Raw genomic sequence first — 26,844 nt, forward strand, 5'->3', positions numbered from 1 at the left:
GGGCCGGCCTACTCGCTCGCGATCGCGTTCAGGACGTTCATCCGCCCCGCCCGGAAGGCCGGGACCAGCGCGGCGAACAGGCCCACGAAGGCCGAGGCGGCGAACACCCCGAGGATCGTCGGCCACGGGATCTCCAGCACCTTCAGGCCCTCGAGCGCCAGCAGCTGCTGCGCGGCGGCCCCCCAGCCGATGCCCAGGCCGAGGCCCAGCAGGGCGCCGAAGAGGGCGATGACCACCGACTCCAGGCGGATCATGCGGCGCAGCTGACGGCGGGAGAGGCCGATGGCGCGCATCAGGCCGATCTCGCGGGTCCGCTCGACCACCGACAGGGCCAGGGTGTTCACGACGCCCAGGACCGCGACGATGATGGCGAGGCCCAGGAGCCCGTAGACCATGTTCAGCAGCTGGCCCACCTGGTCCTTCAGGGACTGCTTGTAGTCGGTCTGGTTGCGCACCATGTACTGCGGGTACTCCGCCATCGCCGCCTTGACCGACGCGTACGCGGCGGCGTCGGACTGCCCGTCCTTCGCGCTGGCCAGCAGCATGAAGGGGAGCGGCAGCCGGTCGGCCGGGACGTTCGCCCGGGCGACGGCGGTGCTGATGTACTTCATGCCCTTGTCGAGGTTGCCCTCGTCGCTGGTGATCGCCGCGACCTTCAGCTTGACGGTGCTGCCACCGGTGAAGGCGACCGTCAGCTCGTCGCCGAGCTTGACGCCGTGCCGGGTGGCGTATGCGGAACCGACCGACATGGTGTTCGCCCCGTAGGCCGCCGCGTGCTCGCCGGCCACCATCTTGCGCCGGATGTCCTTGGCGTACGTCGGGTCGGTGGCGCCGAGGCCGTCCTCTTCGGTGACGCCGCCGGGCGTGGTGATCTTGGCCTCCACCTCGCGGTAGGCGGTGACGTGGTCGAGTCCCCCGGCGGCGCGCAGGGCCTGCTCGGCCTGCGGCAGCACGGGCTGCCCGGTCTGGGAGTTGACGATGTAGTCCGCGCCGACCGACTTGTCGAGCTCCTCGGTCGCGGAGGCCACCATCGAGGAGCCGACCACCGACAGGCAGGCGACCAGCGCGAGGCCGATCATCAGCGCGGCGGCGGTGGCGCCGGTCCGGCGGGGGTTGCGCAGGGCGTTGCGCTCGGCGAGGCGGCCCACCGACCCGAAGGGCCGCAGCACCACACCGGAGAGCACCCGCACCACGCCCGCCGCGAGCAGCGGGCCGATCACGATGAAGCCGATGAGGGTGAAGACGACGCCCAGGCCCAGCCACATCGATCCGGGTCCGGCCTTCTCTGCGGCGGCGGCGAGGAAGAGCCCCGCGCCGCCGATGCCGGTGAGGACCAGGCCGAGGACGGCGCGCACGACGCCGGCCTTCCTGTCGCCGGGGGTGCCGCTCTCGCGCAGGGCGGCCATCGGGGAGACCTTGCCGGCCCGGCGGGCCGGGACGAACGCGGCGACGACGGTGACGACGACACCGAGGAAGACGCCGATGACCGGGGTGGTCCAGGCGACCGTCAGATCGTCCGTCGACAGGTGCATGCCCATCTGGCCCATGAGCTCCATGAGTCCGACGGCCAGGCCCACACCCGCGCCGACGCCCAGCACCGAGCCCACGACACCGAGCAGGAAGGCCTCGACGACCACGGACTTCAGAACCTGTCCGCTGTCGGCGCCGATGGCGCGCATCAGGCCGATCTCGCGGGTGCGCTGGGCGACCAGCATCGAGAAGGTGTTGAAGATCAGGAAGATGCCGACGAGGAAGGCGATGCCGGCGAAGCCGAGCATCACGTACTTCATGACGTTCAGGAAGGAGCCGACGTCCTTGCGGTTGGCGTCAGAGGCTTCCTTGGCCGTCTGCAGCTTGTACGTGTCCGTACCGACGGCGGTGGCGATGTTCCGCTTGAGCTGCTCGTCGCTCACCCCGTCCTGGGCGGTGACGTTGACGTGGGTGAAGGAACCGGGGGCACCGAGCAGGGCCTGCTGCGAGGTGGCGGTGTCGAAGTAGACGACGGCCGCCCCGGGGTTGGTCACGGTGAAGGTGGCGATACCGCTGATCTTGGCGCGGATGTCGCCGGTGATGGCGATGGTGCGCAGTTCGTCGCCGAGCTTCAGGTGGTGCTTGTCCGCGGTGTCGGCGTCGACCATCACCTCGGTGGGGCCGCGCGGCGCGTGACCCGAGGTGATCTTCATGGACTTGAGCTCGTTGTCGCTCCAGTTGCCCGCGATGGTCGGGGCGCCGGTGGTCGAGCCCATGTTCTCGTTCTTGGAGTTGACCACCGTGACGGACATCGAGACGACGCCGCCTTCGGCGCTCTTGACGCCCTCGGCCTTGCGCACCTGCTCGACGGCCGAGCCTGCCACCATCTCGGGCCGGCCGCGCTCCGAGATCTCCTCGCCGTCCTTCGCCTGCTTCGCGCTGACCGTCACATCGGCGCTGGTGATCGCGAACAGCTTCTCGAAGGTGGTGTTCATGGTGTCGGTGAACACCAGGGTGCCGCAGACGAAGGCGACGGAGAGCAGGACCGCGACGGCGGACAGCGCCATCCGCCCCTTGTGCGCGACGAAGTTGCGCCGCGAGGTCTTCAGGACGGTGTTGCTCATGACGTCCGCCCGCGCGCGTCGAAGTCCTTCATCCGGTCCAGGACCTGGTCCGCGGAGGGCCCGTACATCTCGTCGACGATCCGGCCGTCGGCGAGGAAGATGACGCGGTCCGCGTAGGAGGCGGCGACCGGGTCGTGGGTGACCATGACGATGGTCTGGCCGAGCTCGTCCACCGAACGGCGCAGGAAGCCGAGGACCTCGGCGCCCGCCCGGGAGTCCAGGTTTCCGGTCGGCTCGTCGCCGAAGATGATCTGCGGGCGGGCCGCGAGGGCGCGGGCCACCGCCACGCGCTGCTGCTGGCCGCCGGACAGCTCGGTCGGCCGGTGCTTGAGCCGGCCGGCCAGGCCCACCGTCTCCACGACCCGGTTCAGCCACTCCGCGTCGGGCTTGCGGCCCGCGATGTCCATGGGGAGCGTGATGTTCTCCAGGGCGTTCAGCGTGGGCAGCAGGTTGAAGGCCTGGAAGATGAAGCCGATCCGGTCGCGGCGCAGCTGCGTGAGCTTCTTGTCCTTCAGCCCGGTGATCTCGGTGTCGTCCAGGTGGATCTGCCCGCTGGTCACCGTGTCGAGCCCGGCGAGGCAGTGCATCAGCGTGGACTTGCCGGAGCCGGAGGGACCCATGATCGCGGTGAACTGGCCGCGCATGATGTCCACGTCCACGTCGTCGAGGGCGACGACGCGCGTCTCCCCGGAGCCGTAGGCCTTGACGACCTTCCGCGCCCGGGCCGCGACGGCTGCATGCCCTCCAGTACCCCCGTGCCTGGTTTCGGTCATAGCCGTTGTCACGGTCTTTCTCCTTCTTCGAATGCGTGCGTCTGCCGCTGCGTGCGCCTGGTGCGTCTGCCGCGTGTGCTGCGTGTGCTGCGTGTGTCGCCGTCATGAGTCTGCGGCGGGCGGAGGTCCGGCGCGCTGGTGCCCATCGCCGTATCCGCCCGGGGGTTAACCCCACCCCCCGGCCCCTGTCCGTAGGTTCCAGTTAAGGAGACGCCGGAGCCCCGCACCTCCTCCGCCGGGAGGAACGACCCCTGGCCCCTTGTGCGGAGCCACCCCTAGGGGTCGTCCACCCTTCGGGGGACCGTCCCTGGGGGATACCGCCCGACACCCGGCGGTGAGAAGGTGTTCCCCGCAGGTAGGTGCAGGGGGAAGGGATCTCGGTGGCCGCAGGGGACAGCACGGACGGAAGTCCGGACGGCATACCCACGGGCCCCGCCGGCGCCGCACCGGGGGCAGCCGTCCCGGCCGAGGACACGGCCGGCGGCAAGGCCGCCGCCCGGCCCGCCGCCCGCCCCCCGGCCCCCGTGGTGGCCTCGCTGATGCTGGGCATGGCCCTCGTCGCCCTCGACAGCACCATCGTCGCCACCGCCGTCCCGCAGATCGTGGGCGACCTCGGCGGATTCTCCGTCTTCTCCTGGCTCTTCTCCGGCTACCTGCTCGCCGTCACCGTCACCCTGCCCGTCTACGGCAAGCTGTCCGACACCTTCGGGCGCAAGCCCGTGCTCCTCTTCGGCATCGCCCTCTTCCTCGTCGGCTCGCTGCTGTGCGCCCTCGCGTGGAACATGGCCGCCCTCATCGCCTTCCGGATCGTCCAGGGCCTGGGCGGCGGCGCCCTCCAGGGCACGGTCCAGACGCTGGCCGCCGACCTGTACCCGCTCAAGGACCGGCCGAAGATCCAGGCCCGGATGTCCAGCGTCTGGGCCACCTCGGCCGTGGCCGGCCCCGCGCTCGGCGGGCTGCTCGCCTCGTACACGCACTGGCGCTGGATCTTCCTGATCAACCTGCCGCTGGCCGCCTTCGCCCTGTGGATGGTCGCCCGCCACCTGACCGAGCCCGTACGGTCGCCCGGGCGCCGGGGCCCGGTCGACTGGGCGGGCGCCCTGGGCGTCTTCGCCTGCGGCGGACTCCTGCTCTTCGCGCTCGTCCAGGGCGGGGTCGCCTGGCCCTGGCTGTCCGCGCCCTCGCTGGGGCTGCTGGGCGCGAGCGCGGTACTGGCCGCGGTGGTGGTCCGGGTGGAACGCCGGGCCGAGGAACCGATCCTGCCCGGCTGGGTGTGGCGCCGGCGCACCATCGCCGCCGTCAACCTGGCCATGGGGGCGCTCGGCCTGCTGATGGTCGCCCCCATGGTGTTCATGCCGACGTACGCCCAGTCCGTGCTGGGACTGGGGCCCGTCGGCGCCGGTCTGGTCATGTCGGTGATGACCCTGAGCTGGCCCGTCAGCGCCGCCCTCAGCCAGCACGTCTACCGGCGCATCGGCTTCCGCAACACCGCCGCCGTCGGCATCGGGCTGGCCGCGGTGATCCTGTACTCCTTCACCCTCCTGCCGTACCCCGCCCGCCCCTGGCAGCCCGCACTGATCATGCTGCTGCTGGGCGGCGCCCTCGGCCTCTTCCAGCTCCCGCTGGTCATCGGCGTCCAGTCCACCGTCGGCTGGTCCGAGCGGGGGACGACGACGGCCTCGGTGCTGTTCTGCCGTCAGGTCGGGCAGAGCGTGGGCGCCGCCCTCCTCGCGGCCGTGGCCAACGCCACCATCGCCGCCCGCCTGGTGGACGCACCGGTACCCGGACTCCCCGGCGACCTGGACGAGGTGGCCAAGGCCCTGGACCGGCCGTGGCTGCTTCCCCCGGCCGCCGCCGACCACCTGCGCGAGGCCGTGGCCGCCGCCGTGGAGCACATCTTCCTCGGTGCGACGGCGGCGGCCGTGGCCGCGCTGCTGATCCTGCTGCTGGTGGCGCCGCGCAGGTTCCCGGTCCTGCCGGAACAGCGTGAGGAGTAGGGCGCGAGCAGAGCGATCAGTGGCACGGCACGGCAACAGGCCGCCCGGGCAACCGGCTTGTCATGTCCGGGGCCAGTAGGTGACCCTCGTGCCAGGACTGTTTCCGGGGGGACGACGCATGACATCCGCACTCTGCGCACTGGTGTTACTGGCCGCACTGGCCGGCCCGATCTGCCTGCGGCTCCACCGCCGCCCGGCCTTCATCACCGGCCGCGACGGCCGCCTGTCCACCTCGACGGCGCTGGCCCTGGCCTGGACGGTGATCCTGGTCTGGCTGCTCCTCGCGGTCCTCGGCTACGGGCTCACCGCGGGCGGCGCCGTGGCCTACTTCCGGGGCGCCGACGGTCCGCTGTCCCCACTGACCACCGTGTACCTGCCGCTGCTCGGCGGCCCGTACGTGGCGCTGATCGCGGCGAAGGCGGTCGTCGGCCTGCGCGTGGCGAACGGCAGCCTGGCCAAGCCCGCCGCGAAGCCCACGGAGTCGGGGCGCCGGCCGCTGCGTGAGCTGATCGCGAACGACAGCGGGCGCACCGACCTGGTCGACCTCCAGTACGTCGCGCTCAGCGCGGTCACCATGCTGTACGTGGTGCTGTTCTTCCTGGCGGACGTGGGCGCCGGCCTCCCGCGCCTGCCCGCCGAGATGTGGGCCCTGACGGGCGCCCCGGCGGGGGCGTACCTGGTGAACAAGATCGCGGTCCGCCCGAACCCGGTGATCACGAAGGTGTCCGTGGAGGGCGGCCGGCTGACGGCGGAGGGCGGCGGTTTCGTCCCGGACCGCGCGGGCGCCCCGGCCCTCCTCACCGTCGACGACACCGCCCTCCCCGTGGCGGCCGACCCCCTGACGGGCGCCCTGACCGCCCCGCTTCCGGACGTGCGGACACCCCCCTTCACGGTGGTCGTCACAGCCAGGGGCCTGCGCAGCGACCCGTACCGGTACGAGGGCCCCGCCGCGCCGGCGGCCGCAGCGGCGCAGCGGGACACCGGCGCGCTCAGCGGATGAGGAGCACCCCGAGGAGCAGTACGGCGGCCGCCGCAGCGGCGCTTCCGGTGAGGCGCAGCGTCCGGCGGCGGGAGGGCGGGTCCACGACCTCCGGGCCCCTGCGCCCGGGGAAGGCGTAGAACACCCGGTCCGGCCGGTCCGGCCGGACCTCAGCGTGACGCGGGCCGGCGCCCGATGCCGGATCTCCACCCGCCGGGCGACCTCGCGGGGCCGCTCGCTCATCAGGGGCTCGACCGCCGCCCGGTGGGCGGGGTCCGGATCGCCCGGCAGGCTCGCCTTCAGCCCCGTGAGCGCGGCCTCCCGCCAGGCCCCGGAGCCGTCCGTCCGCGACCCGGCGCGCAGCGGCGTTCCGCCGCCGACCGGGTCGGCTCGACTCAAGCCGACTGGTCGGAGGCGCCCTTGTGGCGGGCGTAGTAGCGGGCGACGCGGGCCCGGTTGCCGCAGACCGACGCCACGCACCAGCGGCGGCGGGGGTGCGCCGGCAGGAAGAGCAGGACGCAGTCGTGGGCCTCGCACTCCCGCACCTCCCCCACCCGGGCGCCGGTCAGGAGCTCCGCGGCCGCCTCGGCCAGTTCCGCCGCGAGCCGCTGGGCCGGATCCGCCGGCCGGTGCCCGGCCGCGGTCAGGCCGCCCTCGGGCGTCCACTCCAGCACGCGGTGGGACGGCGCCGCGGACAGCGCACCGTTCAGCACGCGCAGCGCCTCGGCCGGGGGCCGCTCACCGCGCCGGGCGGCCGCGAGCGCCGGGCGCGCGGCCTCCCGTACGGCCTGTACGGCGGCCACCTCGGCCGCGCCGACCGCGTCCGGCAGGGTCAGCCGCCCGGCCTGCGCCTGCTCCTCCAGCCAGGCCGCGAGCCCCGCCGGGGCGGCGACGAGATCACCCTCGGCCGTGAGGGTGTTGAGGAGGTCCAGCGCGAGGGGCTCACCGGTGAGCGGAAAGGTCACTGTCACCTCACTAATGCTACTGCAACCACTTGACCCATTAGCGATCACCGATGAAACTAATGGGACCAACGACGCAGGAGGCATGTGATGACCGCTCGCCGCACCATTCCCACCATCCGGCACCGCACCGTCGACGTGGACGGAGTCCGCGTCGCCTACCGCGAGAGCGGCCCCGCCGACGGACCCGTCCTGCTGCTCCTGCACGGCTTCCCCACCGCCTCACACCAGTTCGCCCGCCTGATGGACGCCCTCGGCGACACCCCGTACCGCCTGATCGCCCCCGACTACCCCGGCTTCGGCCACACCCGGGCCCCCGACGGATTCACCTACACCTTCGACCGGCTCGCCGACGTCGTGGACGGCTTCACCGACGCCCTCGCACTGGACCGCTTCGCCCTGTACGTCTTCGACTTCGGCGCCCCCGTCGGACTGCGCCTCGCCGCGCGCCGCCCGGAGCGGATCACCGGCCTGATCGTCCAGAACGGCAACGCCTACGAAGAAGGCCTCTCCGACGCGGCCCGCGCCTTCACCGGACTGCGGCGCGAGGTCCCCGGCAACGAGGAACAGATCCGCGGCCTGTTCACCCCCGAGGGCACCCGCTTCCAGTACGAGACCGGCGTCGCCGACACCAGCCTGGTCTCCCCCGACCACTGGACCCTCGACGTCCACCACCTCGGCCTGCCCGGCCGCACCGACGCCCAGGCCGACCTGGCCTTCGACTACGCCTCGAACCTCACCCACTACCCCGCCTGGCAGGCATGGCTGCGCGCCGCGCGGATCCCCGTGCTGGTCGTCTGGGGCGCGGGCGACCCCTTCTTCACTCCGGCGGGCGCGAAGGCGTACCTGCGCGACGCCCCCGACGCCGCCGTGCACCTCTTCGAGGGCGCGGGCCACTTCGCCCTGGAGACCCACCTGCCGGAGATCGCCCCGCTGATCGAGGACTTCCTCCACGACCTGCCGTAGCCGGGCGAGCCGCGTCGCCACTGCACGCAACCTCCCCCGCCCCTTCACCGCCTCCCGGGGCTCCGCCCTTTCAGCCCGCAGGCGACAGAGGCGATCCTCCAAGCCCCACCGGCGTTCGAGGCGATCCCTCAAGCTCCACCCGCCGTTCGAGGCGCGCGGGTCCGGGAGCCCGCGACCACGGCGCCGCACGGGCCGCCCCGCATCAGCCCTCCGCAGGCGCACGCCCCGTCAGCGCCGCCAGGCTGGAGCGGACATGGTTCATGTGGGCCCGCATCTCCTCCTGGGACTCCTCATGCTCCCGCAGGATCCGCTCCGTCTCCCGCCCGATCCGCTCCTCCGCAACCCGGGCCTGCGCAACCAGCTCCGCCGCCCGCGCCTCCGCGTCCTCCTGCCCGTGCCGCGCCGACTCCTCGGCCTCGGCGAACCCGCGCCGGGCCTCCGCCAGACGCCCCTCCGCATGACGTTCCAGCTCCGCAAGGCGCGCATCCAACTCCGCCTCCCGCGCCGCCAGCTCCCGCCCCGCCGCCTCCCAGCGCTCCCCCTGCTCCTGCTCCCGCTCCGCCAGCGCCGCCTCCGCTCGCCGCCGCGTCTGCTCCAGCGCGGCCGCCGCCTCCGCCCGCCACCGCCCCGCGTCCTGCCGCGCCTGCGCCCGGATGTCGTCCGCCTCCCGCTGCGCCCGCAGCAGCCCCTGCCGGGCCCGGACCTCCGTCTGCTCGCGCACCGCCTCCGCGTCACCCCGCGCCAGCTCCGCCGCCCGGTCGGCGCGCGCCTCGGCCGCGCCCAGCGTCGCCGACGCGTCCGCCCGCGCCTCCATCCGCAGGGCGTCCGCCTCCTCCTGCGCCAGCAGCAGGATCCGGCGGGCCCGCTCGCTCAGCTCGTCGTACGTCTGCGGGGCGAGCGCCGACACCGCCTCCCGCAACTGCGCCGCCTCCGCCTCCATCTGCTTGGCCAGAACCGTCAGCCGCGCCACCCGCTCCCAGGCCTCGTCACGACTCCGGGAGAGCCGGGCGAGAAACCGGTCGACCTCTTCCATGCGGTAGCCGCGACCGCGCACGGTCGCCATGGGTGCACTCATCCGGGATGCGCCTCTCTCGCGGGGATTCCCGTCAAGGATGCGCCATTTGCTCCCAGAAGCCCGAATGGCCGGGCCGAGACCCCCTCCGAGGGTCCCGACCCGGCCACTACGCCGATCACCCGATCAGGCCGACGTCACAGCAGTCCGTCCCACATCTGCTCCAGCAGCACCGACCACCAGCTCTCCGGCGACGCCAGCGCCGCACCGTCGAGCCCCGCCAGATTCGCCTGGAAATCGACCGTCCACCGGCCCGCCTGCTCCGGCGTCAGATGCTGCCGCAGCCGCCACATGTGACCCAGCATCGCAAGGGACCGCACGAACTGCGGCAGGCTCGAATTCACGAACTGCGGCGGCACCGGCGCACCCCCCGGACCACCCTCCACCGGCACCGCCACGATGTGCGCGGTCCCGTACTGCACACAGAGCGCCTTGCCGAAGTCGCTTCCGATGACGAGGTACGAGCCCGCGTCCGAAGCCGGCTGCACCTGCCGCTGCGCGGCCATCTCGGCCAGCGTCGGCACCGGTTGACCCGGCACCGCCTGCGCCCAGAAGAACGGCCCGAAATCAGCCGGCAGGCCCGACCACATCAGCGTCTGCGCCACGATCTCCGGCACACCCTGACGGGACACCGCCCGCTGGTCGAAACGGAACACGCCCTGCGGACCGAACGCCCCCGTCAGCTCCTGCGCGATCGCCTCCAGCGGGATCGCCGGCTGCAGCGGAACCTGCGGCAGCGGCGCCCGCACCGGCGCGGGCCGCGCCGGACCGTCCGCCACCTGGTGCAGCTCGCCCTGATGGGTGAGCAGGTGCCGCATGCCCTGCTGACGCCCCGCGTGGTCCTTGCCGTACGGGGCCACGCTGGTGATCCTCACCTGCGGCCACGTCTCCCGGATCATCCGGGCGCAGTAACCGCCGGGCAGCTCACACGACTCCAGCTCGGTGTGCAGCTCCAGCACCTGCTGCGGCGGCACGTTCATGGCGCGCAGCTCGTACAGCATCTGCCACTCCGGGTGCGGGGTGCCGGGCGCCGAGCGGCGGATGAGCTGCTGCTCGGAGCCGTCGGGCGCACGGTAGCGCAGCACCGCCTGGTAGCCGGGGCCGACCGTGGGCGCACCGGTGGAGACCGGGGGCTGCCCCACGGGTCCGCCCGGCGGCGGGCCGGGAGGCGCGGGCGGCTGACCCATGGCGGGGCCGGCCAGCATCGTGGCGGCATGGTCGATCCCGCCACCGGGGGCCCCGGGGGCACCGGGAGGACCGGGAGGCTGCGGTACGCCGGGACCCGCGAGCATCGTCGCGGCGTGAGGGGTCCCGCCACCGGGCGCCCCGGGCGGACCGGGAGGCGCCGGGGGCCGACCGGTCACGGCCGGACCCGCCAGCATCGTCGCGGCATGATCGATCCCCCGGCCGAGCGACCCGGGAGCCCCCGGCGGACCGGGAGGACCGGGAGGCTGAGGCGCACCCGCACCCGGAGCCCCCGCACCACCCGCGGAACCACCCGGGCGGGAGAGCTGGGCCTTGCTCGTCGGCGCATCCGCGATGTCGCTCGCCGACGAACCCGGCGTCGCACCCAGCGCGGGCACGACCGCGGTCCTCGGCAACTGACTGCCACCGGGCATGAGCGTGGTCTGCGCCTCCGAGGCCGCCCCGGACGACGGCGCGTCCTCCAGGTCCGACCCGGACAGCGGCGGCGCGAACACGGTCGCCGGCAGCGGCACGGACACGTCGTCCCCACCGGAGTTCACATCGGTCCCCGCCCACGGCGTGGACCCGGTCGGCACCGGAGCCGCGGGCGGAGCCGCAGCCACGGGCACGCCGGCGTCGGCCGTCGGCTCGTAAGGGATCTCGCCCCCGCGTCGCAGCGGCACCGCATCCACGGGCGCCGAAGCCGAAGCCGAAGCCGGAGCCGGCGTGGGAGCGGACGGGGCGTCAAAGGGCTCCACCGACCCGGCAGCCGCCGGCGCAGACCCAGCCACAGGCCCCGCCCCCGCCCGAGCCGGATCCGACGCCCGAGCCGGACCGGACGCAATCCCCGCCCGGTCCGCGGCCTCCTGCAGCCACTCCGGCGGACTCAGCATGAACGACGTCTGCTCCGAATCGACCCGCGGCGGCGGAACCGAAGCCTCCGAAGCAGCGGCCGCAGCCACCGCCCCGTACTCCTCCTCGTACCGGCGGATCACCTCACCCACCGGCAGCCCCGGCCACAGCGTCACCTCCCCGCTGTCCCGCGCGATGACCAGCCGCTGCCGCCCACCACCCGACACCGGACCCGCCGCACGGTCCTCCGCCCACACCACGAACCCGAGCCCGAACTCCCGCACGCGCACCTCCCGGTGCTGGTACGCGGGCACGTCCCCGTTGATCCATTCCTCGGCGCGCTCCTGCGCCTGCGCAAAAGTCACCATCGCGCCGTCACCCCTCATCCGAACCGGACCGCGCCACGGGAACCGAGCGTGCGAATCCGCCGTCCACCATCAGACCGGCCACCGTCTCCAGCTCCGGCGGATTCCCCGCCAGCCGCTCCAGAAAGGCGTCGAAATCAGCACCGCACGGCAGCAACAACCGCTCCACGCGCTCCTGCACCGACCAGCCGTCCCGGTCGCGCGCATCGTCGTACGGGGAGAACCACACCGAGCCGATGCCCTCACCCTTCACCTTCAGCGCGAGCAGCCCGCCCTGCACGAAGGCCACGCACAGGTAATCCTTCGTCAGATGGTCCCGCAGGCACTTGTTGACGTACACCAGGTCATTGACCGCGGCCTCCTCACGCACCGTGAAGAACGGCTGGTCCACCAGCACACCCAGCTCCACGTCCAGGCCCGCACCCACCGGCGCACAGCCACCCGCAGCCTTCAGGAACGAGCGGTACGCCTCCGGCAGCCGGTAGCCGAGGTCCTCCTCCACGCCCTGCACCTGCTCCTCGGCGACCGACACCACCGACTTCGGCAGCCCCAGGTGCGCCGGACGCACCTCCTGCAACGGCCGCGTCCCGCGCTTCTCGTGATCCACCGGAGCCGTCACCAGCCCCGCGTGATGCCGCAGCAGCGCCTTCACCTCGACCGGGACCAGCTCCATGCGCCGCGAACCCGCCACGTGGTGCCACGTCCAGCCGTGCGGCGTCGCCACCGGCCCCACCGTGTCCCACAACTCGTGCCCGGCGGCCTTCATCGCCGCGTTCGCGGACACGTAGTCCGTCAGCCGCAGCTCGTCCACGCCGAAGCCCTCCGGCGGTTCGGCGATCTCCACCGCCGCGCGCGCGTACGCGGAGAAGTCCGGATGCCCGTTGCCGTCCATCCGCACCCCGTGGGGATGCCGAGCGGCCCGGACCGGGTCCGGGAAGTGCACGACCTGCCCCGAGTAAGCGGCGTTGGGTGGCGCGGCCTGCTGCCCGAGCCGACCTGTCGTCATGGCGGTAGCCCCCTGCTGGATCTGGCTGGTTCACCACAGCCTATGCGCTGGGGCAAGAGCCTCAGCCGCCCACGACCTGCGCACCCACCCGAGGGCCAGGAACATCCGAATTGATACGAATATTCGACCCCGCTTCCGCATGACAGGTGACGTTTGGCAGGCTGTCCCCGCAGCACGGGGGCGTGCGCGACAGCGGTCACCACCGCCGCCACGGGAGGGAAAGCACGACCATGCAGAACACGGCAACACGCACAGACCCGGGCGACGCCACCCAGGGAGCAACCGGCGCACCCGGCGCCACAGGCCCGGCCGCCGAAGCCGCCGGCCCCGCCGGCGACCCCCGCCTGCGCTGGAGCAGCAACGACGGCCGCCCCACCGCGCCCGTCCTGCGCTTCCGCCGCGACGGCATCCTCCCCACCATCGCCGCCGCCCTCTCCGTACGCGGCGAAACCCTCACCGGCACCGCCGGCAAAGCCGACCAGCCCCCCGCACTCCACCCCCTCGTGCAGGACTTCCTCGACACCCTCACCAGCGGCCAGCGCGAACGTTTCACCGGACGATGTCCCGAAGCGATCCTGCTCTCCCGCCACCTGGCCGCCGTCGAAGGAGCCCGCTCCCGACGCGCCTCCCGCAAACCGCTCTCCGCCGGCGAAGCCCGCCGCTCCCTCAAACACGCGAAGATCACCGCCCGGCGCATCCGCGAGGACGGCGACCCCCTCCACGGCAGCTACGCACCCCCCTGCCGCTCCTGCGACGCCCTCCTCGCCCACTTCGGCGTACGCTCCGTCGACCTCACCCCCTCCGAGTAGCCATGACCACGACCTCAGCCTCCTACGACCGCTCCTCGGCCACCCGCTTCCCGGTCGCCGTGGACTCCGCCCTGCGCACCGCCGGCTGGGAACCCGGCCGCTGGGACATCAAGCAGGCCGAGTACTGGGCCGACGCCCTCCGGGACCACACCACCCCCGCCGGACACCGGCACACCGTCTTCCCCGCCGCCGTCGAGGCCTGGGCCGAATTCGGCGGCCTCACCGTCACCGCTCCCGGACCCGGCCGCCAGATCGCCCCCACCCCACTCCGGCTCGACCCTCTCACCGGACTCCACCTCGCCCGCACCTTCGCCGACCTCGGCCGGGCCCTCTCCACCCAGCTCTGCCCCCTGGGCATCGAGGCCGACGCAGGCTCCCACCTCGCCCTCGACCGCGAAGGCCGCGTCTACGGCATCGACCACACCGGCGACTGGTACCTCGGCCACACCGTCGACGAGGCCCTCACCCTCCTCCTCACCGGCCTCCAGCCCACCCGCCTCACCACCCAGCCCGAAGGCCCGTGACAGGCCCCTGACCAGGAGCCTTACCCACAGGAGCCGCTTCGCCTGTTCGGGCCGGGCCGCGGGGTCGCCGGCCGCGCGGGAGCATCTCCGCGGCTCGCGCACCGATTCCCTCATCCGCGGCGGGTTCCGGTCGTCGTACGGGCCGACGCGGACCGCACGTTCGCCGCCCTGCCGTGGGGTGGGGACACGGCGGAGCGTCCCCGCAGGACGAGCGCGCACCCCAGGCCGTACGGCCGGACCTCGGCCGCAGGCGCGAGCCGAGGAGACATTCCGGCGGGGGCACCGCCCCACCCCGCCCCGCAGCGGCCCGCACCGCCCCCCAGCGACGCCACGCCCGGCCACCCACCGGCGCCTAGCGCCGTGACCGCCAAGGGCCATGCACCCCACCGCACCGCACCGGACGCCGCGCCCCCGCACGCCTCTCCGGCCACAGCACTAGCGAACCGGGAGGACCGCCGACACCCTGAACCCCCCCACCTCCGTCGGCCCCGAAACGAACACCCCGCCCAGCCCCAGCACCCGCTCCCGCATCCCGACCAGCCCGTTCCCCCCACTGGGCAGCCCGACCCCACCCGCCTGACCCTCACAGGGCCCGTTCTCCACCTGCATCGCCACCTCCCCGTCCCGATGCGCGAGCCGCACCACCACCCGCGCACCCGGAGCATGCTTGTGGCAATTGGTCAGCGCCTCCTGCACCACCCGGTACGCCGTCTGCTCGACCTCCGCCGCATACGCCGCCGCATACACGCCCTGCACGATCACCTCCACGGCCATCCCCGCCGCCCGCGACTGACCGACCAGCGCCTCCAGCTCCTCCAGCGAAGGACCGTCGTCACCCCCTCCCACAAGCGCCAGGGGAGCAACCGGAACCGCGGGCACGACCACCGCCGCAGCCGGCTTGGGAGCCGCCCTGAGCACACCGAGCATCTCCCGCAACTCCGTCAACGCCTGCCGCCCCATGTCCCCCACCAACGCCGCGTTCTTCGCCGCACGCGCCGGATCCTTCACCGCCACCGCCTCCAGCGCCGCCGCGTGCACCACCATCAGAGACACCCGGTGCGCGACCACGTCGTGCATCTCCCGCGCGATCCGCGTCCGCTCCTCCGTCCGGGCCCACTCCGCCCGCTCCTCCGCCCGGTCCGCCAGCAGCGACAACTCCCGCTCCAGCGAATCCGCCCGCTCCTGCAGGCTCTCCATCAACCGCCGCCGCGCCCCGATGTAGAGCCCGAACAGCACCGGCGGCACGGTCAGCGCCACCGCCACGAACCCGGACAGCACCACCACGAGCGTGGGATCCGCCTCGACGTCACCCCGGGTCCGCAGATACATCACGACGAACGTCGCGGCCAGCGACATCGAGGCCAGCGTGGCCGTGATCCGCCGCGGTACCTCCGAGGAGGCCAGCGTGTACATCCCGACCACTGCGAGCAGGAGCCCCATCGCGGCCGGCGACACCGCGATCCCCACGAGCACCACGGCGATCGGCCACCGCCGCCGCAGCACGAGCGTGGACCCCACCACGAACCCGAACAGCACCCCGACCGCGGTCGGCACCCCCGCCTCCCGGGCGAAGGCCACGCCCTCCCAGGCACACTCGACGGCGGACACCCCGCCGAGCACGACATCCCCCACGGCATCCCGCCGCCGCGCCCACCACAAAGGCGGCCCAGCGCGGCCTTCCACTTCCCCCGTACTGGTCATGCCGTCCAGCGTACGCAGGGCCCCCAGCACAGACGCGAACAGAATTCCCGCAAACCGAAGGTAATCGCACGTACGACGGAATCGTCCGCGGACCGAGACCTGAATCCCGCATTCCGGACGACATTGGCGACATGACCGAAATCCGACGTCGCCCGGGCGACGGCACCGGCGGCCTCCGCAGCGGGACCGCGACCTTCGAGGACCTCCGCGACCAGGCGATCACCCTCCGCCGCGAAGGCCTCAGCCGCCGGGACATCCGCGACCGCCTGGCCGTCCACAACAACGACATCCTCAACCGCCTCCTGGAGGGCGAACCCCCGCCCGAATGGACGAAGCGCCCGAACGCGAAGGACGACCTCCGCGCCCGCGCCCGCGAGCTCCGCCTCCAGGGCATGACGTACGACCGGATCCAGCTCGAACTGGGCTGCTCGAAGAGCTCGATCTCCCTCTGGGTCCGCGACCTCCCGAAGGTCGATCACCGGTCCCCCTCGGAGCAAGGCCGGGACGCCGCACTCAAGCGCTGGGCCCACGAGGGCCCACGGCGCGAGTCGGCGCGAGACGCGGCCATCGAGGCCGCACAGAAGGAGGTAGGCGTACTCAGCGACCGCGATCTCTTCATCGCCGGTGTCGCCCTCTACTGGGCTGAGGGCTCCAAGAGCAAGCCCTACCGGCGCAGCGAAACGGTCACCTTCATCAACAGCGACCCGGGCGTCATCCGCGTCTACCTGGAATGGCTGCAGCTGATGGAGATCCCACGCGAACGGCTCAAGTTCCGCGTGATGATCCACGAATCAGCAGATGTGGACGGCGCCGAACAATACTGGGCCGACTTCGTCGGAGTAGAGCGGACTCGCCTGCAGAGAACCACTCTCAAGAAGCACAATCCCAAGACCGTCCGGAAGAACACCGGTGCGGAGTACAGGGGATGCCTGATCGTCCGCGTCGCCGCAAGTTGCGAGTTGTACCGTCGCATTGAGGGCGCATGGTGCGGCATAGTGGGGTCCGCGGGTGTGACCAAGTGACGTAATGTCCGGTTCACCCTGGTTTACCATCCCCTGTGGTGTAATCGGCAACACGGGTTACTTTGGATAACTTGTTCCAGGTTCGAGTCCTGGCAGGGGAGCAAAGCAGGTTCGGGTCCTGACCTCCGAGGTCGGGACCCGCCTTTGTTTGGGGCCATTGACCCACCGGTATCCTTCACGGGTCCACCCCCGAAGCCGAAGGGCACACCCGTGAGCGCCAACCGCCCGGCAGCCGTCGTCGTACTCGCAGCGGGTGAAGGCACCCGCATGAAGTCGGCCACTCCCAAGGTTCTGCACGAGATCTGCGGGCGCTCGCTCGTCGGTCACGTCGTCGCCGCCTCCCGTGAGCTGGACCCCGCCCACCTCGTCGTGGTCGTCGGGCACGCCCGGGAGCAGGTCACCGCGCACCTCGCCGGCATCGACGCCGGCGTCCGCACCGCCGTCCAGTACGAGCAGAACGGCACCGGGCACGCCGTCCGCATGGCCCTCGAAGAGCTCGGCGGGAGCGTCGACGGCACCGTGATCGTCGTCTGCGGCGACACCCCGCTGCTGACCGGGGAGACCCTGGGAGGGCTCGCGCAGACGCACGCCGCCGACGGCAACGCCGTCACCGTGCTCACCGCCGAGGTGCCGGACTCCACCGGCTACGGGCGCATCGTCCGGGACGCCGGCGGCGCGGTGACGGCCATCGTGGAGCACAAGGACGCCACCGACGCCCAGCGCGCGATCCGTGAGATCAACTCGGGCGTGTTCGCGTTCGACGGCGCGCTGCTGGCCGACGCGCTCGGCAAGGTCCGTACGGACAACAGTCAGGGTGAGGAGTACCTCACCGACGTTCTCGGCATTCTGCGCGAGGCCGGTCACCGCGTCGGCGCGGCCGTCGGCAGCGACCACCGTCAGATCCTGGGGATCAACAACCGCGTCCAGCTCGCGGAGGCCCGCGCCCTGCTGAACGCGCGCCTGCTGGAGCAGGCCATGCTCGCGGGCGTCACGGTCGTGGATCCGGCCGGCACGTTCGTCGACGTGACCGTCACCTTCGGGCAGGACGCGGTCGTGCACCCGGGGACCCAGCTGCTGGGTGCCACGCACGTCGCCGAGGGGGCCGAGGTCGGCCCGAACACGCGGTTGAAGGACACGTACGTGGGTGCGGGTGCGCGCGTGGACAACACGGTGGCGGAGGGTGCGGTCGTGGGCGCGCAGGCGACGGTGGGTCCGTTCGCGTATCTGCGTCCCGGTACGAACCTGGGTGTGAAGGCCAAGGCCGGTACGTACGTCGAGATGAAGAACGCGACGATCGGCGAGGGCACGAAGGTGCCGCACCTGTCGTACGTGGGTGACGCGACGATCGGCGAGTACACCAACATCGGTGCGGCGAGTGTCTTCGTCAATTACGACGGTGAGCACAAGCACCACACGACGGTCGGCTCGCACTGTAAGACGGGCTCGGACAACATGTTTGTGGCGCCGGTCACGATCGGGGACGGTGCCTACACGGCCGCCGGGTCCGTGATCACGAAGGATGTGCCGCCCGGTGCGCTGGCCGTGGCCCGTGGCCAGCAGCGGAATATCGAGGGCTGGGTGGCTCGCAAGCGTCCGGGAAGTGCTGCTGCCACGGCGGCCTCGGAGGACGCCGGGGGCCACTGAGGTGAACTGACCGGAAACAGGTGCGCCCGTGACGGCGTACCGTGATAGTGCACGCAATTCGGCTGGCTCACCGTGTGCGGGACGGACGCACATGGGGGCGAGCAGCTTCAACACGTCTGAGGAGACAGTGCTGTGACCGGGATCAAGACGACCGGCGAGAAGAAGCTGATGCTCTTCTCCGGCCGCGCCCACCCCGAGCTGGCCGAGGAGGTCGCGCACCAGCTGGGAGTCGGCCTCGTGCCGACCAAGGCTTTCGACTTCGCGAACGGTGAGATCTACGTCCGTTTCCAGGAGTCGGCTCGTGGCGCGGACTGCTTCCTGATCCAGAGCCACACGGCTCCGATCAATAAGTGGATCATGGAGCAGCTGATCATGATCGACGCGCTGAAGCGTGCGTCGGCGCGCTCCATCACGGTGATCGTCCCGTCCTACGGGTATGCCCGTCAGGACAAGAAGCACAAGGGCCGTGAGCCGATCTCGGCCCGTCTGGTGGCGGATCTGCTGAAGACGGCGGGTGCGGACCGGATTCTCACGGTCGATCTGCACACGGACCAGATTCAGGGCTTCTTCGACGGCCCGGTGGACCACTTGTCGGCCCTGAACGTCCTTGCGGACTATGTGGGTGCCAAGGTGGACCGTACGAAGCTGACGATCGTCTCGCCGGACGCGGGCCGTGTGCGTGTGGCGGACCGCTGGTGCGACCGTCTGGACGCGCCGCTGGCGATCGTGCACAAGCGCCGTGACAAGGACGTCGCCAACCAGGTGACGGTCCACGAGGTCGTCGGTGAGGTCAAGGGTCGCGTCTGTGTCCTGGTCGACGACATGATCGACACGGGTGGCACCATCTGTGCCGCGGCCGAAGCGTTGTTCGCGCATGGTGCGGAGGACGTCATCGTGACGGCCACGCACGGCATCCTGTCGGGTCCGGCGGCCGACCGTCTGAAGAACTCCAAGGTGAGCGAGTTCGTGTTCACGAATACGCTGCCGGATCCGTCGGACCTGGAGCTCGACAAGATCACGGTGCTGTCGATCGCTCCGATGATCGCGCGTGCGGTGCGTGAGGTCTTCGAGGACGGTTCGGTCACGAGCCTTTTCGAGGAGCAGCAGTAATCGCTCCGCGGTAGATCCTTTTGGGTACGGCCTCCCCTGCCGGGTACACTCCTCGAGTTGCTCGGCGAGGGAGGCCGTACCTGTTTTCGGGTGCGGATGCTCCGTTATCGACGCGCTCTTCGTAGCAGGCCGTTCCGGCCGGGTGACTGTCGTCCATTTCCGTCACCCCACGAGGAGTGAGCATGTCCGAGGTCAAGCTTTCCGCCAAGGTCCGCGACACGTTCGGCAAGGGCTCTGCCCGTCAGGCCCGTCGCGACGCCCTGACCCCCGCCGTCATCTACGGTCACGGCACCGACCCGAAGCACGTCAACGTCGACGCCCACGCCCTTCAGCTGGCGCTGCGTACCCCGAACGTCCTGATCTCGCTGGACCTCGGCGACGCCGGCACCGAGCTGGTCATCCCGAAGGCCGTGCAGAAGCACCCGCTGAAGCGTTCGATCTCCCACGTCGACTTCCTGATCGTCAAGAAGGGCGAGAAGGTCACCGTCGACGTCGCGATCGTCACCGAGGGCGAGCTGGCCGCGGGCGGCAACATGCTGGAGACCCTGCAGAACACCATCTCCGTCGAGGCCGAGGCCACCCACATCCCGACCGAGGTCACCGTCTCGATCGCGGGTCTCCACGCCGGCGACACCATTCACGCCAAGGACCTGGTCCTGCCGAAGGGCACCACGCTGGCCGTCGACGGTGACATCGCCGTTCTGCAGGTCGTCGCTCCGCAGGCCGAGGAGCCGGCCGCCGAGGGCGCCGAGGGCACCGAGGCCTGAGCCTCGCCCCATCCCCTCAGCAGTTGCTGACCGACCGCCGTCCGGCTCCACTGGAGCGGGACGGCGGTCGTTCTCGTATACGGGCATGGCATAAGGAGCTTTTGATGTCGGACGACGTGGCGCCCTGGTTGGTCGTGGGGCTGGGGAATCCCGGGCCGGAGTATGCGGGCAACCGCCACAACATCGGGTTCATGGTGGCGGATCTGCTGGCGGAGCGGATCGGCGGGAGGTTCAAGGCGCACAAGGCCCGTGCGCAGGTGGTCGAGGGCCGTGTCGGTTCGCCGGGTCCGGCGAACCGGCGGGTGGTGCTGGCGAAGCCGATGACGTACATGAATCTGTCCGGCGGGCCGGTGACGGCGCTGCGGGATTTCTACAAGGTGCCGGTGGAGCGGATCGTCGCGGTTCACGACGAGCTGGACATCGACTATCCGACGTTGCGCTTGAAGCTGGGGGGCGGGGACAACGGTCACAACGGGCTGAAGTCGATGACGAAGTCGATGGGTGCGGACTATCACCGGGTGCGGTGCGGTATCGGCCGGCCGCCGGGCCGGATGCAGGTGGCCGACTTCGTGCTGAAGGACTTCTCCTCGGCGGAGCGCAAGGAGCTGGGCTGGTTCGTGGACCGGGCGGCGGATGCGGTGGAGTGCCTGATCGCGGAGGGGCTGGAGCGTGCTCAGTCGGCGTACAACTCGTGAGTGACCGGCGGGTGTAGACTGATCGTTACTTCGGACATACCGTCACATGGGCATGCAATCGTATGCGAATACTGACGAGTACCTCTTGACCGGTGCGGGGCATCATCAGCAAGCTGAGCGGCGCCACCCCCACGGCCCACTCGCTCACCTGTTCCCGAGGTACTACATGTCCCCTTCCAGGATCCGCCGGGCGGCATTCGCCGTTGCCGCGACCTCGTTCGTCCTCGCCGTGGGTGCCACGCCCGCGGTCGCGACCGACGCGTACACCATTCCGCTGCACCAGCAGCTGCCCATCACCGCGGCCTCCTTCGAGAACACGGAGAAGACCTGCGCCGACATCCCGGCGTCCCAGGACGGCTGGCACTTCATCGCTCCGGGCAGCCCGAACGAGATCTCCTTCGTCGAGCTGAAGGTGAAGTTCGATCTGGACGGCGAGAAGGTGGTCACCACCTTCGGCCCGCCGAACGACAACCACGCGTACGTCGCCTCGCAGCCCGGCGCGAAGCTCATCGAGGCCGTCGCCAAGGTGAAGGGCGGTGAGCTGAAGTGGTTCAACCTGTCGCACACCTGCCCGTCGACGGCGACCGCGTCGCCGAGCCCGTCGCAGTCGACTTCGCCCTCTGCGTCGGCTTCGGCCTCGGCGTCGGCCTCGGCCAGCACGTCCGCGTCGGCATCGGCCAGCACGTCCGCGTCGGCCTCGTCGAGCGTGTCGCCGTCGGGCAGCACGCAGCCGTCCGGGTCGCCCTCCTCTCCGGCGCCGACCGGTTCGACCGCTGCCACCGGTGGTTCGACGGGCGGGGGCGACCTGGCGAAGACCGGTTCCGACGCGCCGATCGGGCTGCTGGCCACGATGGCCGCCGCGCTGATCGCCGCCGGTGCCGTGCTGGTGGTCCGCCGCCGTAAGGCGGGCGCGGAGGGCTGAGCCCTGTAGGTCCGTGACGACGGGGCCCCCGCACCACGAAGGTGCGGGGGCCCTGTCGTGTGCAGGCCGGGCTGTCAGCCGGTGTTGCGCAGGCCCGCGGCGACGCCGTTGACGGTGAGCAGGAGGGCTCGGGCGAGCAGCGGGTCGGCGTCCTCGCCGCGGGCGGCGGCCGCGCGCTGGCGGGCGAGGAGGGAGACCTGGAGGTAGGAGATGGGGTCCAGGTAGGCGTCGCGTACGGCGAAGGTCTGCTGGAGCACGGGGTTGGAGCCCAGGAGGGTGTCGCCGCCGGTGATGCGCAGGACTTCGCGGACGGTGAGCTCGTGTTCGGCCTCGATGCGGGTGAAGACGTGCTTGAGGTGGTCGGGTACGAGGGTGTCGACGTAGTGGCGGGCGATCCGCAGGTCGGTCTTGGCCAGGGTCATTTCGACGTTGGACAGGAAGTTGCGGAAGAAGTGCCAGCGGGCGCCCATTTCAGTGAGGGCGTCCTCCTGGCCGGCTTCGCGCAGGGCCTTGAGGCCGGAGCCGACTCCGTACCAGCCGGGGACGATCTGGCGGGACTGGGTCCAGCCGAAGACCCACGGGATGGCGCGCAGGCCGTCGAGGCCGGCGCCGGAGTCGGGGCGGCGGGAGGGCCGGGAGCCGAGGTGGAGGTCGGCGAGCTGGTCGACGGGGGTGGCGGCGAAGAAGTAGGCGGGGAGGTCGGGGTCCTCGACGAGTGCGCGGTAGGCGGCGTGCGCGGCGTCGGAGACGACGTCCATGGCCGCGTCCCAGCGGGCGAGGGACTCGTCGGACTGGCGGGGGGCGGTGTGCAGGGCGGAGGCCTGGAGGGTGGCCGCGACGGTCAGTTCCAGGTTCTCGCGGGCCAGCGAGGGGACGAGGTACTTGTCGGAGATGACCTCGCCCTGTTCGGTGACCTTGATCTCGCCTTCGAGGGTGCCCCAGGGCTGGGCGAGGATCGCGTCGTGGGAGGGGCCGCCGCCGCGGCCGACGGTGCCGCCGCGGCCGTGGAAGAGGCGCAGGCGGACGCCGTAGCGGTGGGCCACGTCGCGCAGGCGGCGTTGGGCCCGGTGGATCTCCCACTGGCTGGTGGTGATGCCGCCGAACTTGGAGGAGTCGGAGTAGCCGAGCATGACCTCCTGGACGTCGCCGCGCAGGGAGACGAGCCGTCGGTAGGAGGGGTCGGCGAGCATCTCGTCGAGGATGACGTCGGCGGCGCGGAGCTCGTCGGTGGTCTCCAGGAGCGGGACGATGCCGATCTTGGCCCAGCCGCCGTGGAGGTCGATGAGGCCGGCTTCGCGGGCGAGGACGGCGGCGGCGAAGACGTCGTCGGCGCCCTGGCACATCGAGATGATGTAGGACTCGATGACCTCGGGGCCGAACTTCTCGAAGGCGTCCTTGATGGCGAAGAAGACACCGAGGGTCTTGTGCCCGGCGGCGTCGAGGGGGGCCGGGGTGGGGGCGAGGGGGCGGCGGGAGCGGAGCTCCTTGGCGAGGAGCTTCTGCCGGTAGTCGCGGGGCATGTCGGCGTAGCGCCAGGATTCCTCGCCGAGCCGGTCGAAGAGCTGGCCGAGGGCGTGGTGGTGGGCGTCGGCGTGCTCGCGTACGTCCATGGTGGCGAGCTGGAGGCCGAAGGCGGCCAGGGTGCGGATGGTGCGGTCCATGCGGCCGTCGGCGAAGAGGGCGCCGCGGTGTTCGCGCAGGGAGGTCTGGATGAGGGTGAGGTCGGTGAGCAGCTCGGCGGTGCCGAGGTAGTCGCGGCCTTCCTCGTGGGGGGTGCCCTTGGCGAGGCGTGCGCGGGTGTTGACGAGCTTCTGGCGGATGCAGGTGGCCTTGAGGCGGTACGGCTCCTCGGCGTTCAGCCGCTTGTAGCGCGGGCTGATCTCGGGGAGGCGTTCGAGGTCGGCCTGGAGGGAGGCGAGGAGTTCTTCGGTGGCTCCGGTGTAGCGGATGGAGTTGGAGAGGAGTCCGCGCAGGAAGTCGACGAGTTCGAGGGCGTCGGTGATGCCGTGTTCGTGCTGGAGGATCAGCACGTCACGGGTGACCTCGGGGGTGACGTTGGGGTTGCCGTCGCGGTCGCCGCCGATCCAGGTGCCGAAGGTGAGGGGGCGGGTCCCGGCGGGCAGCTCGACGCCGACGCGCTGGAGTTCGGCGGCGAGGTCCTCCAGGACGTCGCCGACGGCTCCGGCGTGCAGTTCGTCGAGGTAGTAGATGGCGTTGCGGGCCTCGTCGGCGGGTTCGGGACGGACCACGCGCAGCTCGTCGGTCTGCCAGACGAGGTCGATGTTCTCGGCGAGGCGCAGGTCGTGGCGTCGGCGGTCGCCGGCGCCGGTGACGGGCTCCTCCAGGAGGGCGGCGATGCGGCGCAGCTTGTTGAGGACGCTGCGGCGGGCCGCCTCGGTGGGGTGCGCGGTGAAGACGGGGCGGACGTTGAGGTTCTTGACCGTCTCGCGCAGGTGTTCGGGGTCGGCGTCCTTCAGCATGTCGGCGGTGCGGGCGAGGAGCCCGCCTTCGGCGGCACGGTGGGCGCGCAGTTCCTTGCCGCGGTGCACCTGCTCGGTGACGTTGGCGAGGTGGAAGTAGGTGGAGAAGGCGCGGACGAGCTTGGCGGCGGTCTCCAGGTCGGTGTCGCCGAGCAGGGCGGCGGCGGCTTCGCCGTCGGTTCGCGTCAGGGCGCGTACGCGTTCGACGAGGTCGAGGAGGTCCTGGCCCTCCTGGCGTACGAGGGTCTCCCCGAGGAGGTCGCCGAGGCGGCGGATGTCGGCGCGCAGCTCCGCGTTGGCGGTGGCGGCCGGGGTGACGGGGGCCTGGCCCTGGGGGGCCTGGTCAGCACTGCTCACAGGTGCGGCTCCTTGCAGTGTTCGAGCGCTACTGGGCGGTGGGCTGCCTGGCCGTGCGCGGTGATGCCGCTCCCGGACGTCGTCCGGGGGGATCTCCGCTCCTGGTGCGCAGCTCGGGCTGCCCGTGCGGACCGCGCTGTCCGACGGGACAAGGATAGGTGTCCGATCCGTGTGCCTGGGCAAACGTCTCACTGTGCGGCGCGTGAACGCCTGGAGCGCACTCTGCCGCCCGGCGGTGCTCCTCTTGCCTCGGGACCTTGATTTGCCATACTTACGATGCCGTAGGTTACGGGTCCGTAGGGTTCGTGGCCGGGAGCCTTCCTGCTTCTCTCACCCCCCGACTCCTCTCACCCCCAGGGGACACCATGACCACCAGTCCCGATCTGATCGAGGGTGCCTCCGCGCCCTCCGGCACATCCGAGCCGTCCGCCACACTCGGCGGCGAGAACAAGCGGTCCATCGAGCAGATCGCCCTGCTGCTGTTCATCACCGTTCCCTTCGTGGCCCTGCTGGCGGCGGTCCCGCTGGCCTGGGGCTGGGGGGTGAGCTGGCTGGATCTCGGCCTGATGGTGTTCATGTACTTTCTGGCCTGCCACGGCATCACCATCGGTTTCCACCGTTACTTCACCCACGGTTCTTTCAAGGCGAAACGGCCGCTGCGGATCGTCTTGGCCGTGATGGGTTCGATGGCGGTGGAGGGGCCGCTGGTGCGCTGGGTGGCGGACCACCGCAAGCACCACAAGTTCTCGGACCACGAGGGCGACCCGCATTCGCCGTGGCGGTTCGGGGAGACGCTGCCGGCGCTGATGAAGGGGCTGTGGTGGGCGCACATCGGCTGGCTCTTCGACGAGGAGCAGACCGATCAGCAGAAGTACGCCCCTGATCTGATCAAGGATCCGGCGATCCGCCGCATCTCGCGCGACTTCATCTACTGGACGATCTTCTCGCTGGCGATCCCGCCGCTGGTGGGCGGTCTGGTGACGATGTCCTGGTGGGGGGCGTTCACGGCGTTCTTCTGGGGCTCGCTGGTGCGCGTCGCGCTGCTGCACCACGTGACGTGGTCGATCAATTCGATCTGCCACGCGGTGGGCAAGCGGCCGTTCAAGTCCCGGGACCGTTCGGGCAACGTGTGGTGGCTGGCGGTGCTGTCGTGCGGGGAGTCCTGGCACAACCTGCACCACGCCGACCCGACCTCGGCGCGGCACGGTGTGCTGCGCGGCCAGATCGACTCCAGCGCGCGCCTGATCCGCTGGTGTGAGCAGCTGGGCTGGGCCACGGACGTGCGCTGGCCGTCGGCGGCCCGCATCGATGCCCGGCGCAGGGAAAACGAGCCGAACGCGGCATGATGGGGGGCGTGGCGATCGACGGCGGTAATTCCAGCAGCGACAAGCCCCGGCGCGGCCGCCGGGTCAGGATGACGGGTGCGGAGCGCCGTCAGCAGCTGCTGGACATCGGCCGGACCCTGTTCGCGGAGAAGGGCTTCGAAGGCACGTCGGTGGAGGAGATCGCGGCGAAGGCCGGGGTGTCCAAGCCGGTGGTGTACGAGCACTTCGGCGGCAAGGAGGGCCTGTACGCGGTCGTCGTGGACCGGGAGATGCGCCAGCTGCTGGACGGGGTGACGGGGGCGTTGACGGCGGGGCATCCCCGGGAGCTGCTGGAGCAGGCGGCGTTCGCGCTGCTGGACTACATCGAGTCGTACACGGACGGTTTCCGGATCCTCGTGCGGGACTCCCCCGTCGCGCAGTCGACCGGTACGTTCGCCTCGCTGATCAGTGACATCGCCACGCAGGTCGAGGACATCCTGGGGCTGGAGTTCAAGGCGCGGGGGTTCGATCCCAAGCTGGCCCCGCTGTACGCGCAGGCGCTGGTCGGAATGGTGGCGCTGACCGGGCAGTGGTGGCTGGACGTCCGCAAGCCGAAGAAGGCGGAGGTCGCCGCGCACCTGGTGAACCTGGCGTGGCACGGGCTGGACGGGCTGGAGTCGAAGCCGCAGCTGGTGGGCCGCCGCAAGAGCTGATTCCGCCCGGCGCACATACGACGGCGCCCCGTCACCGACCTCCGG

21 protein-coding genes and 1 tRNA gene are annotated in these 26,844 nt (G+C 71.5%); 14 read left to right on the forward strand and 8 right to left on the reverse strand.

From position 1 onward, the window contains the following. Positions 1–8: 8 nt before the first annotated feature. Positions 9–2,594, reverse strand: a complete 2,586-nt coding sequence (locus ACWGIF_RS15810) for an ABC transporter permease (protein ID WP_453496906.1) — start codon at positions 2,592–2,594, stop codon at positions 9–11. Beyond that, positions 2,591–3,367, reverse strand: coding sequence for an ABC transporter ATP-binding protein (locus ACWGIF_RS15815; RefSeq protein ID WP_453496909.1), 777 nt, complete (start codon positions 3,365–3,367; stop codon positions 2,591–2,593). Before ACWGIF_RS15815 ends, ACWGIF_RS15810 begins: the two co-directional genes overlap by 4 nt. 359 nt (positions 3,368–3,726) lie before the next feature. Here ACWGIF_RS15815 and ACWGIF_RS15820 point away from each other — a divergent pair, with 359 nt between their 5' ends. Then, on the forward strand, positions 3,727–5,364 hold the full coding sequence (locus ACWGIF_RS15820) for an MFS transporter (protein WP_453496912.1): 1,638 nt from the start codon (positions 3,727–3,729) through the stop codon (positions 5,362–5,364). Positions 5,365–5,482: 118 nt separating this feature from the next. Next, entirely contained in the window at positions 5,483–6,364 is an 882-nt protein-coding gene (locus ACWGIF_RS15825) for a hypothetical protein (RefSeq protein WP_453496915.1), read from the forward strand. Positions 6,365–6,738: 374 nt separating this feature from the next. On the opposite strand, the gene ACWGIF_RS15830 is transcribed toward ACWGIF_RS15825, so the two are convergent. Next, positions 6,739–7,314 carry a CGNR zinc finger domain-containing protein gene (locus ACWGIF_RS15830; RefSeq protein ID WP_453496918.1) on the reverse strand — a complete coding sequence of 192 codons (576 nt, stop codon included), beginning with the start codon at positions 7,312–7,314 and terminating at the stop codon, positions 6,739–6,741. Positions 7,315–7,395: 81 nt separating this feature from the next. Between ACWGIF_RS15830 and ACWGIF_RS15835 the strand changes: the two genes are divergently transcribed. Further along, entirely contained in the window at positions 7,396–8,271 is an 876-nt protein-coding gene (locus tag ACWGIF_RS15835; protein WP_453496921.1) for an alpha/beta fold hydrolase, read from the forward strand. A 202-nt stretch (positions 8,272–8,473) separates the two neighbouring features. Here the strand turns inward: ACWGIF_RS15835 and ACWGIF_RS15840 are convergent, their stop codons facing one another. From ACWGIF_RS15840 to ACWGIF_RS15850, 3 genes are all read right to left on the reverse strand, one after another. Next, positions 8,474–9,346 carry a DivIVA domain-containing protein gene (locus ACWGIF_RS15840; RefSeq protein ID WP_453496924.1) on the reverse strand — a complete coding sequence of 291 codons (873 nt, stop codon included), beginning with the start codon at positions 9,344–9,346 and terminating at the stop codon, positions 8,474–8,476. A gap of 134 nt (positions 9,347–9,480) precedes the next feature. Beyond that, on the reverse strand, positions 9,481–11,748 hold the full coding sequence (locus ACWGIF_RS15845; RefSeq protein ID WP_453496927.1) for an SUKH-4 family immunity protein: 2,268 nt from the start codon (positions 11,746–11,748) through the stop codon (positions 9,481–9,483). Between the two features lie 7 nt (positions 11,749–11,755). Beyond that, positions 11,756–12,751 carry an SMI1/KNR4 family protein gene (locus tag ACWGIF_RS15850; RefSeq protein WP_453496930.1) on the reverse strand — a complete coding sequence of 332 codons (996 nt, stop codon included), beginning with the start codon at positions 12,749–12,751 and terminating at the stop codon, positions 11,756–11,758. A 230-nt stretch (positions 12,752–12,981) separates the two neighbouring features. On the opposite strand from ACWGIF_RS15850, the gene ACWGIF_RS15855 reads away from it, so the two are divergent. Both ACWGIF_RS15855 and ACWGIF_RS15860 read left to right on the forward strand, forming a co-directional pair. Further along, positions 12,982–13,560 carry a YwqJ-related putative deaminase gene (locus ACWGIF_RS15855; RefSeq protein ID WP_453496932.1) on the forward strand — a complete coding sequence of 193 codons (579 nt, stop codon included), beginning with the start codon at positions 12,982–12,984 and terminating at the stop codon, positions 13,558–13,560. Between the two features lie 2 nt (positions 13,561–13,562). After that, a complete protein-coding gene (locus ACWGIF_RS15860) occupies positions 13,563–14,084 on the forward strand; it encodes an SUKH-3 domain-containing protein (protein WP_453496935.1) in 522 nt (173 codons plus the stop codon). Between the two features lie 435 nt (positions 14,085–14,519). Here the strand turns inward: ACWGIF_RS15860 and ACWGIF_RS15865 are convergent, their stop codons facing one another. Beyond that, positions 14,520–15,785, reverse strand: coding sequence for a sensor histidine kinase (locus tag ACWGIF_RS15865; RefSeq protein ID WP_453496938.1), 1,266 nt, complete (start codon positions 15,783–15,785; stop codon positions 14,520–14,522). A 131-nt stretch (positions 15,786–15,916) separates the two neighbouring features. Here ACWGIF_RS15865 and ACWGIF_RS15870 point away from each other — a divergent pair, with 131 nt between their 5' ends. The 7 genes from ACWGIF_RS15870 (at position 15,917) to ACWGIF_RS15900 (ending at position 21,945) form a co-directional block, all read left to right on the forward strand. Continuing rightward, complete coding sequence (locus ACWGIF_RS15870; RefSeq protein ID WP_453496941.1) at positions 15,917–16,807, forward strand: hypothetical protein; 891 nt, start codon at positions 15,917–15,919, stop codon at positions 16,805–16,807. Between the two features lie 29 nt (positions 16,808–16,836). Continuing rightward, positions 16,837–16,908 (forward strand) — tRNA-Gln (locus ACWGIF_RS15875). A 109-nt stretch (positions 16,909–17,017) separates the two neighbouring features. Further along, positions 17,018–18,451: a bifunctional UDP-N-acetylglucosamine diphosphorylase/glucosamine-1-phosphate N-acetyltransferase GlmU gene (gene glmU / locus ACWGIF_RS15880; protein ID WP_453496944.1), complete on the forward strand. Its 1,434-nt coding sequence runs from the start codon at positions 17,018–17,020 to the stop codon at positions 18,449–18,451. 132 nt (positions 18,452–18,583) lie between these two features. Next, a complete protein-coding gene (locus ACWGIF_RS15885) occupies positions 18,584–19,561 on the forward strand; it encodes a ribose-phosphate diphosphokinase (protein ID WP_136232335.1) in 978 nt (325 codons plus the stop codon). 182 nt (positions 19,562–19,743) lie between these two features. After that, positions 19,744–20,328 (forward strand): 50S ribosomal protein L25/general stress protein Ctc, encoded by a 585-nt coding sequence (locus tag ACWGIF_RS15890; RefSeq protein ID WP_453496947.1) that lies wholly within the window; start codon positions 19,744–19,746, stop codon positions 20,326–20,328. 104 nt (positions 20,329–20,432) lie between these two features. Continuing rightward, positions 20,433–21,023 carry an aminoacyl-tRNA hydrolase gene (pth, locus tag ACWGIF_RS15895; RefSeq protein ID WP_453496950.1) on the forward strand — a complete coding sequence of 197 codons (591 nt, stop codon included), beginning with the start codon at positions 20,433–20,435 and terminating at the stop codon, positions 21,021–21,023. A gap of 166 nt (positions 21,024–21,189) precedes the next feature. After that, a complete protein-coding gene (locus tag ACWGIF_RS15900; RefSeq protein WP_453496953.1) occupies positions 21,190–21,945 on the forward strand; it encodes an LPXTG cell wall anchor domain-containing protein in 756 nt (251 codons plus the stop codon). A 74-nt stretch (positions 21,946–22,019) separates the two neighbouring features. On the opposite strand, the gene ppc is transcribed toward ACWGIF_RS15900, so the two are convergent. Continuing rightward, positions 22,020–24,782, reverse strand: coding sequence for a phosphoenolpyruvate carboxylase (gene ppc / locus ACWGIF_RS15905; RefSeq protein ID WP_453496956.1), 2,763 nt, complete (start codon positions 24,780–24,782; stop codon positions 22,020–22,022). Between the two features lie 365 nt (positions 24,783–25,147). Here ppc and ACWGIF_RS15910 point away from each other — a divergent pair, with 365 nt between their 5' ends. Continuing rightward, the gene (locus ACWGIF_RS15910) at positions 25,148–26,128 is read left to right on the forward strand and encodes an acyl-CoA desaturase (RefSeq protein WP_453496959.1); all 981 of its coding nucleotides are present in this window, start codon (positions 25,148–25,150) and stop codon (positions 26,126–26,128) included. After that, entirely contained in the window at positions 26,125–26,799 is a 675-nt protein-coding gene (locus ACWGIF_RS15915; RefSeq protein ID WP_030827526.1) for a TetR family transcriptional regulator, read from the forward strand. The genes ACWGIF_RS15910 and ACWGIF_RS15915 overlap by 4 nt, the downstream gene beginning before the upstream one ends. Positions 26,800–26,844: the final 45 nt, after the last annotated feature.

This window comes from Streptomyces sp. NPDC054849, assembly GCF_053610945.1.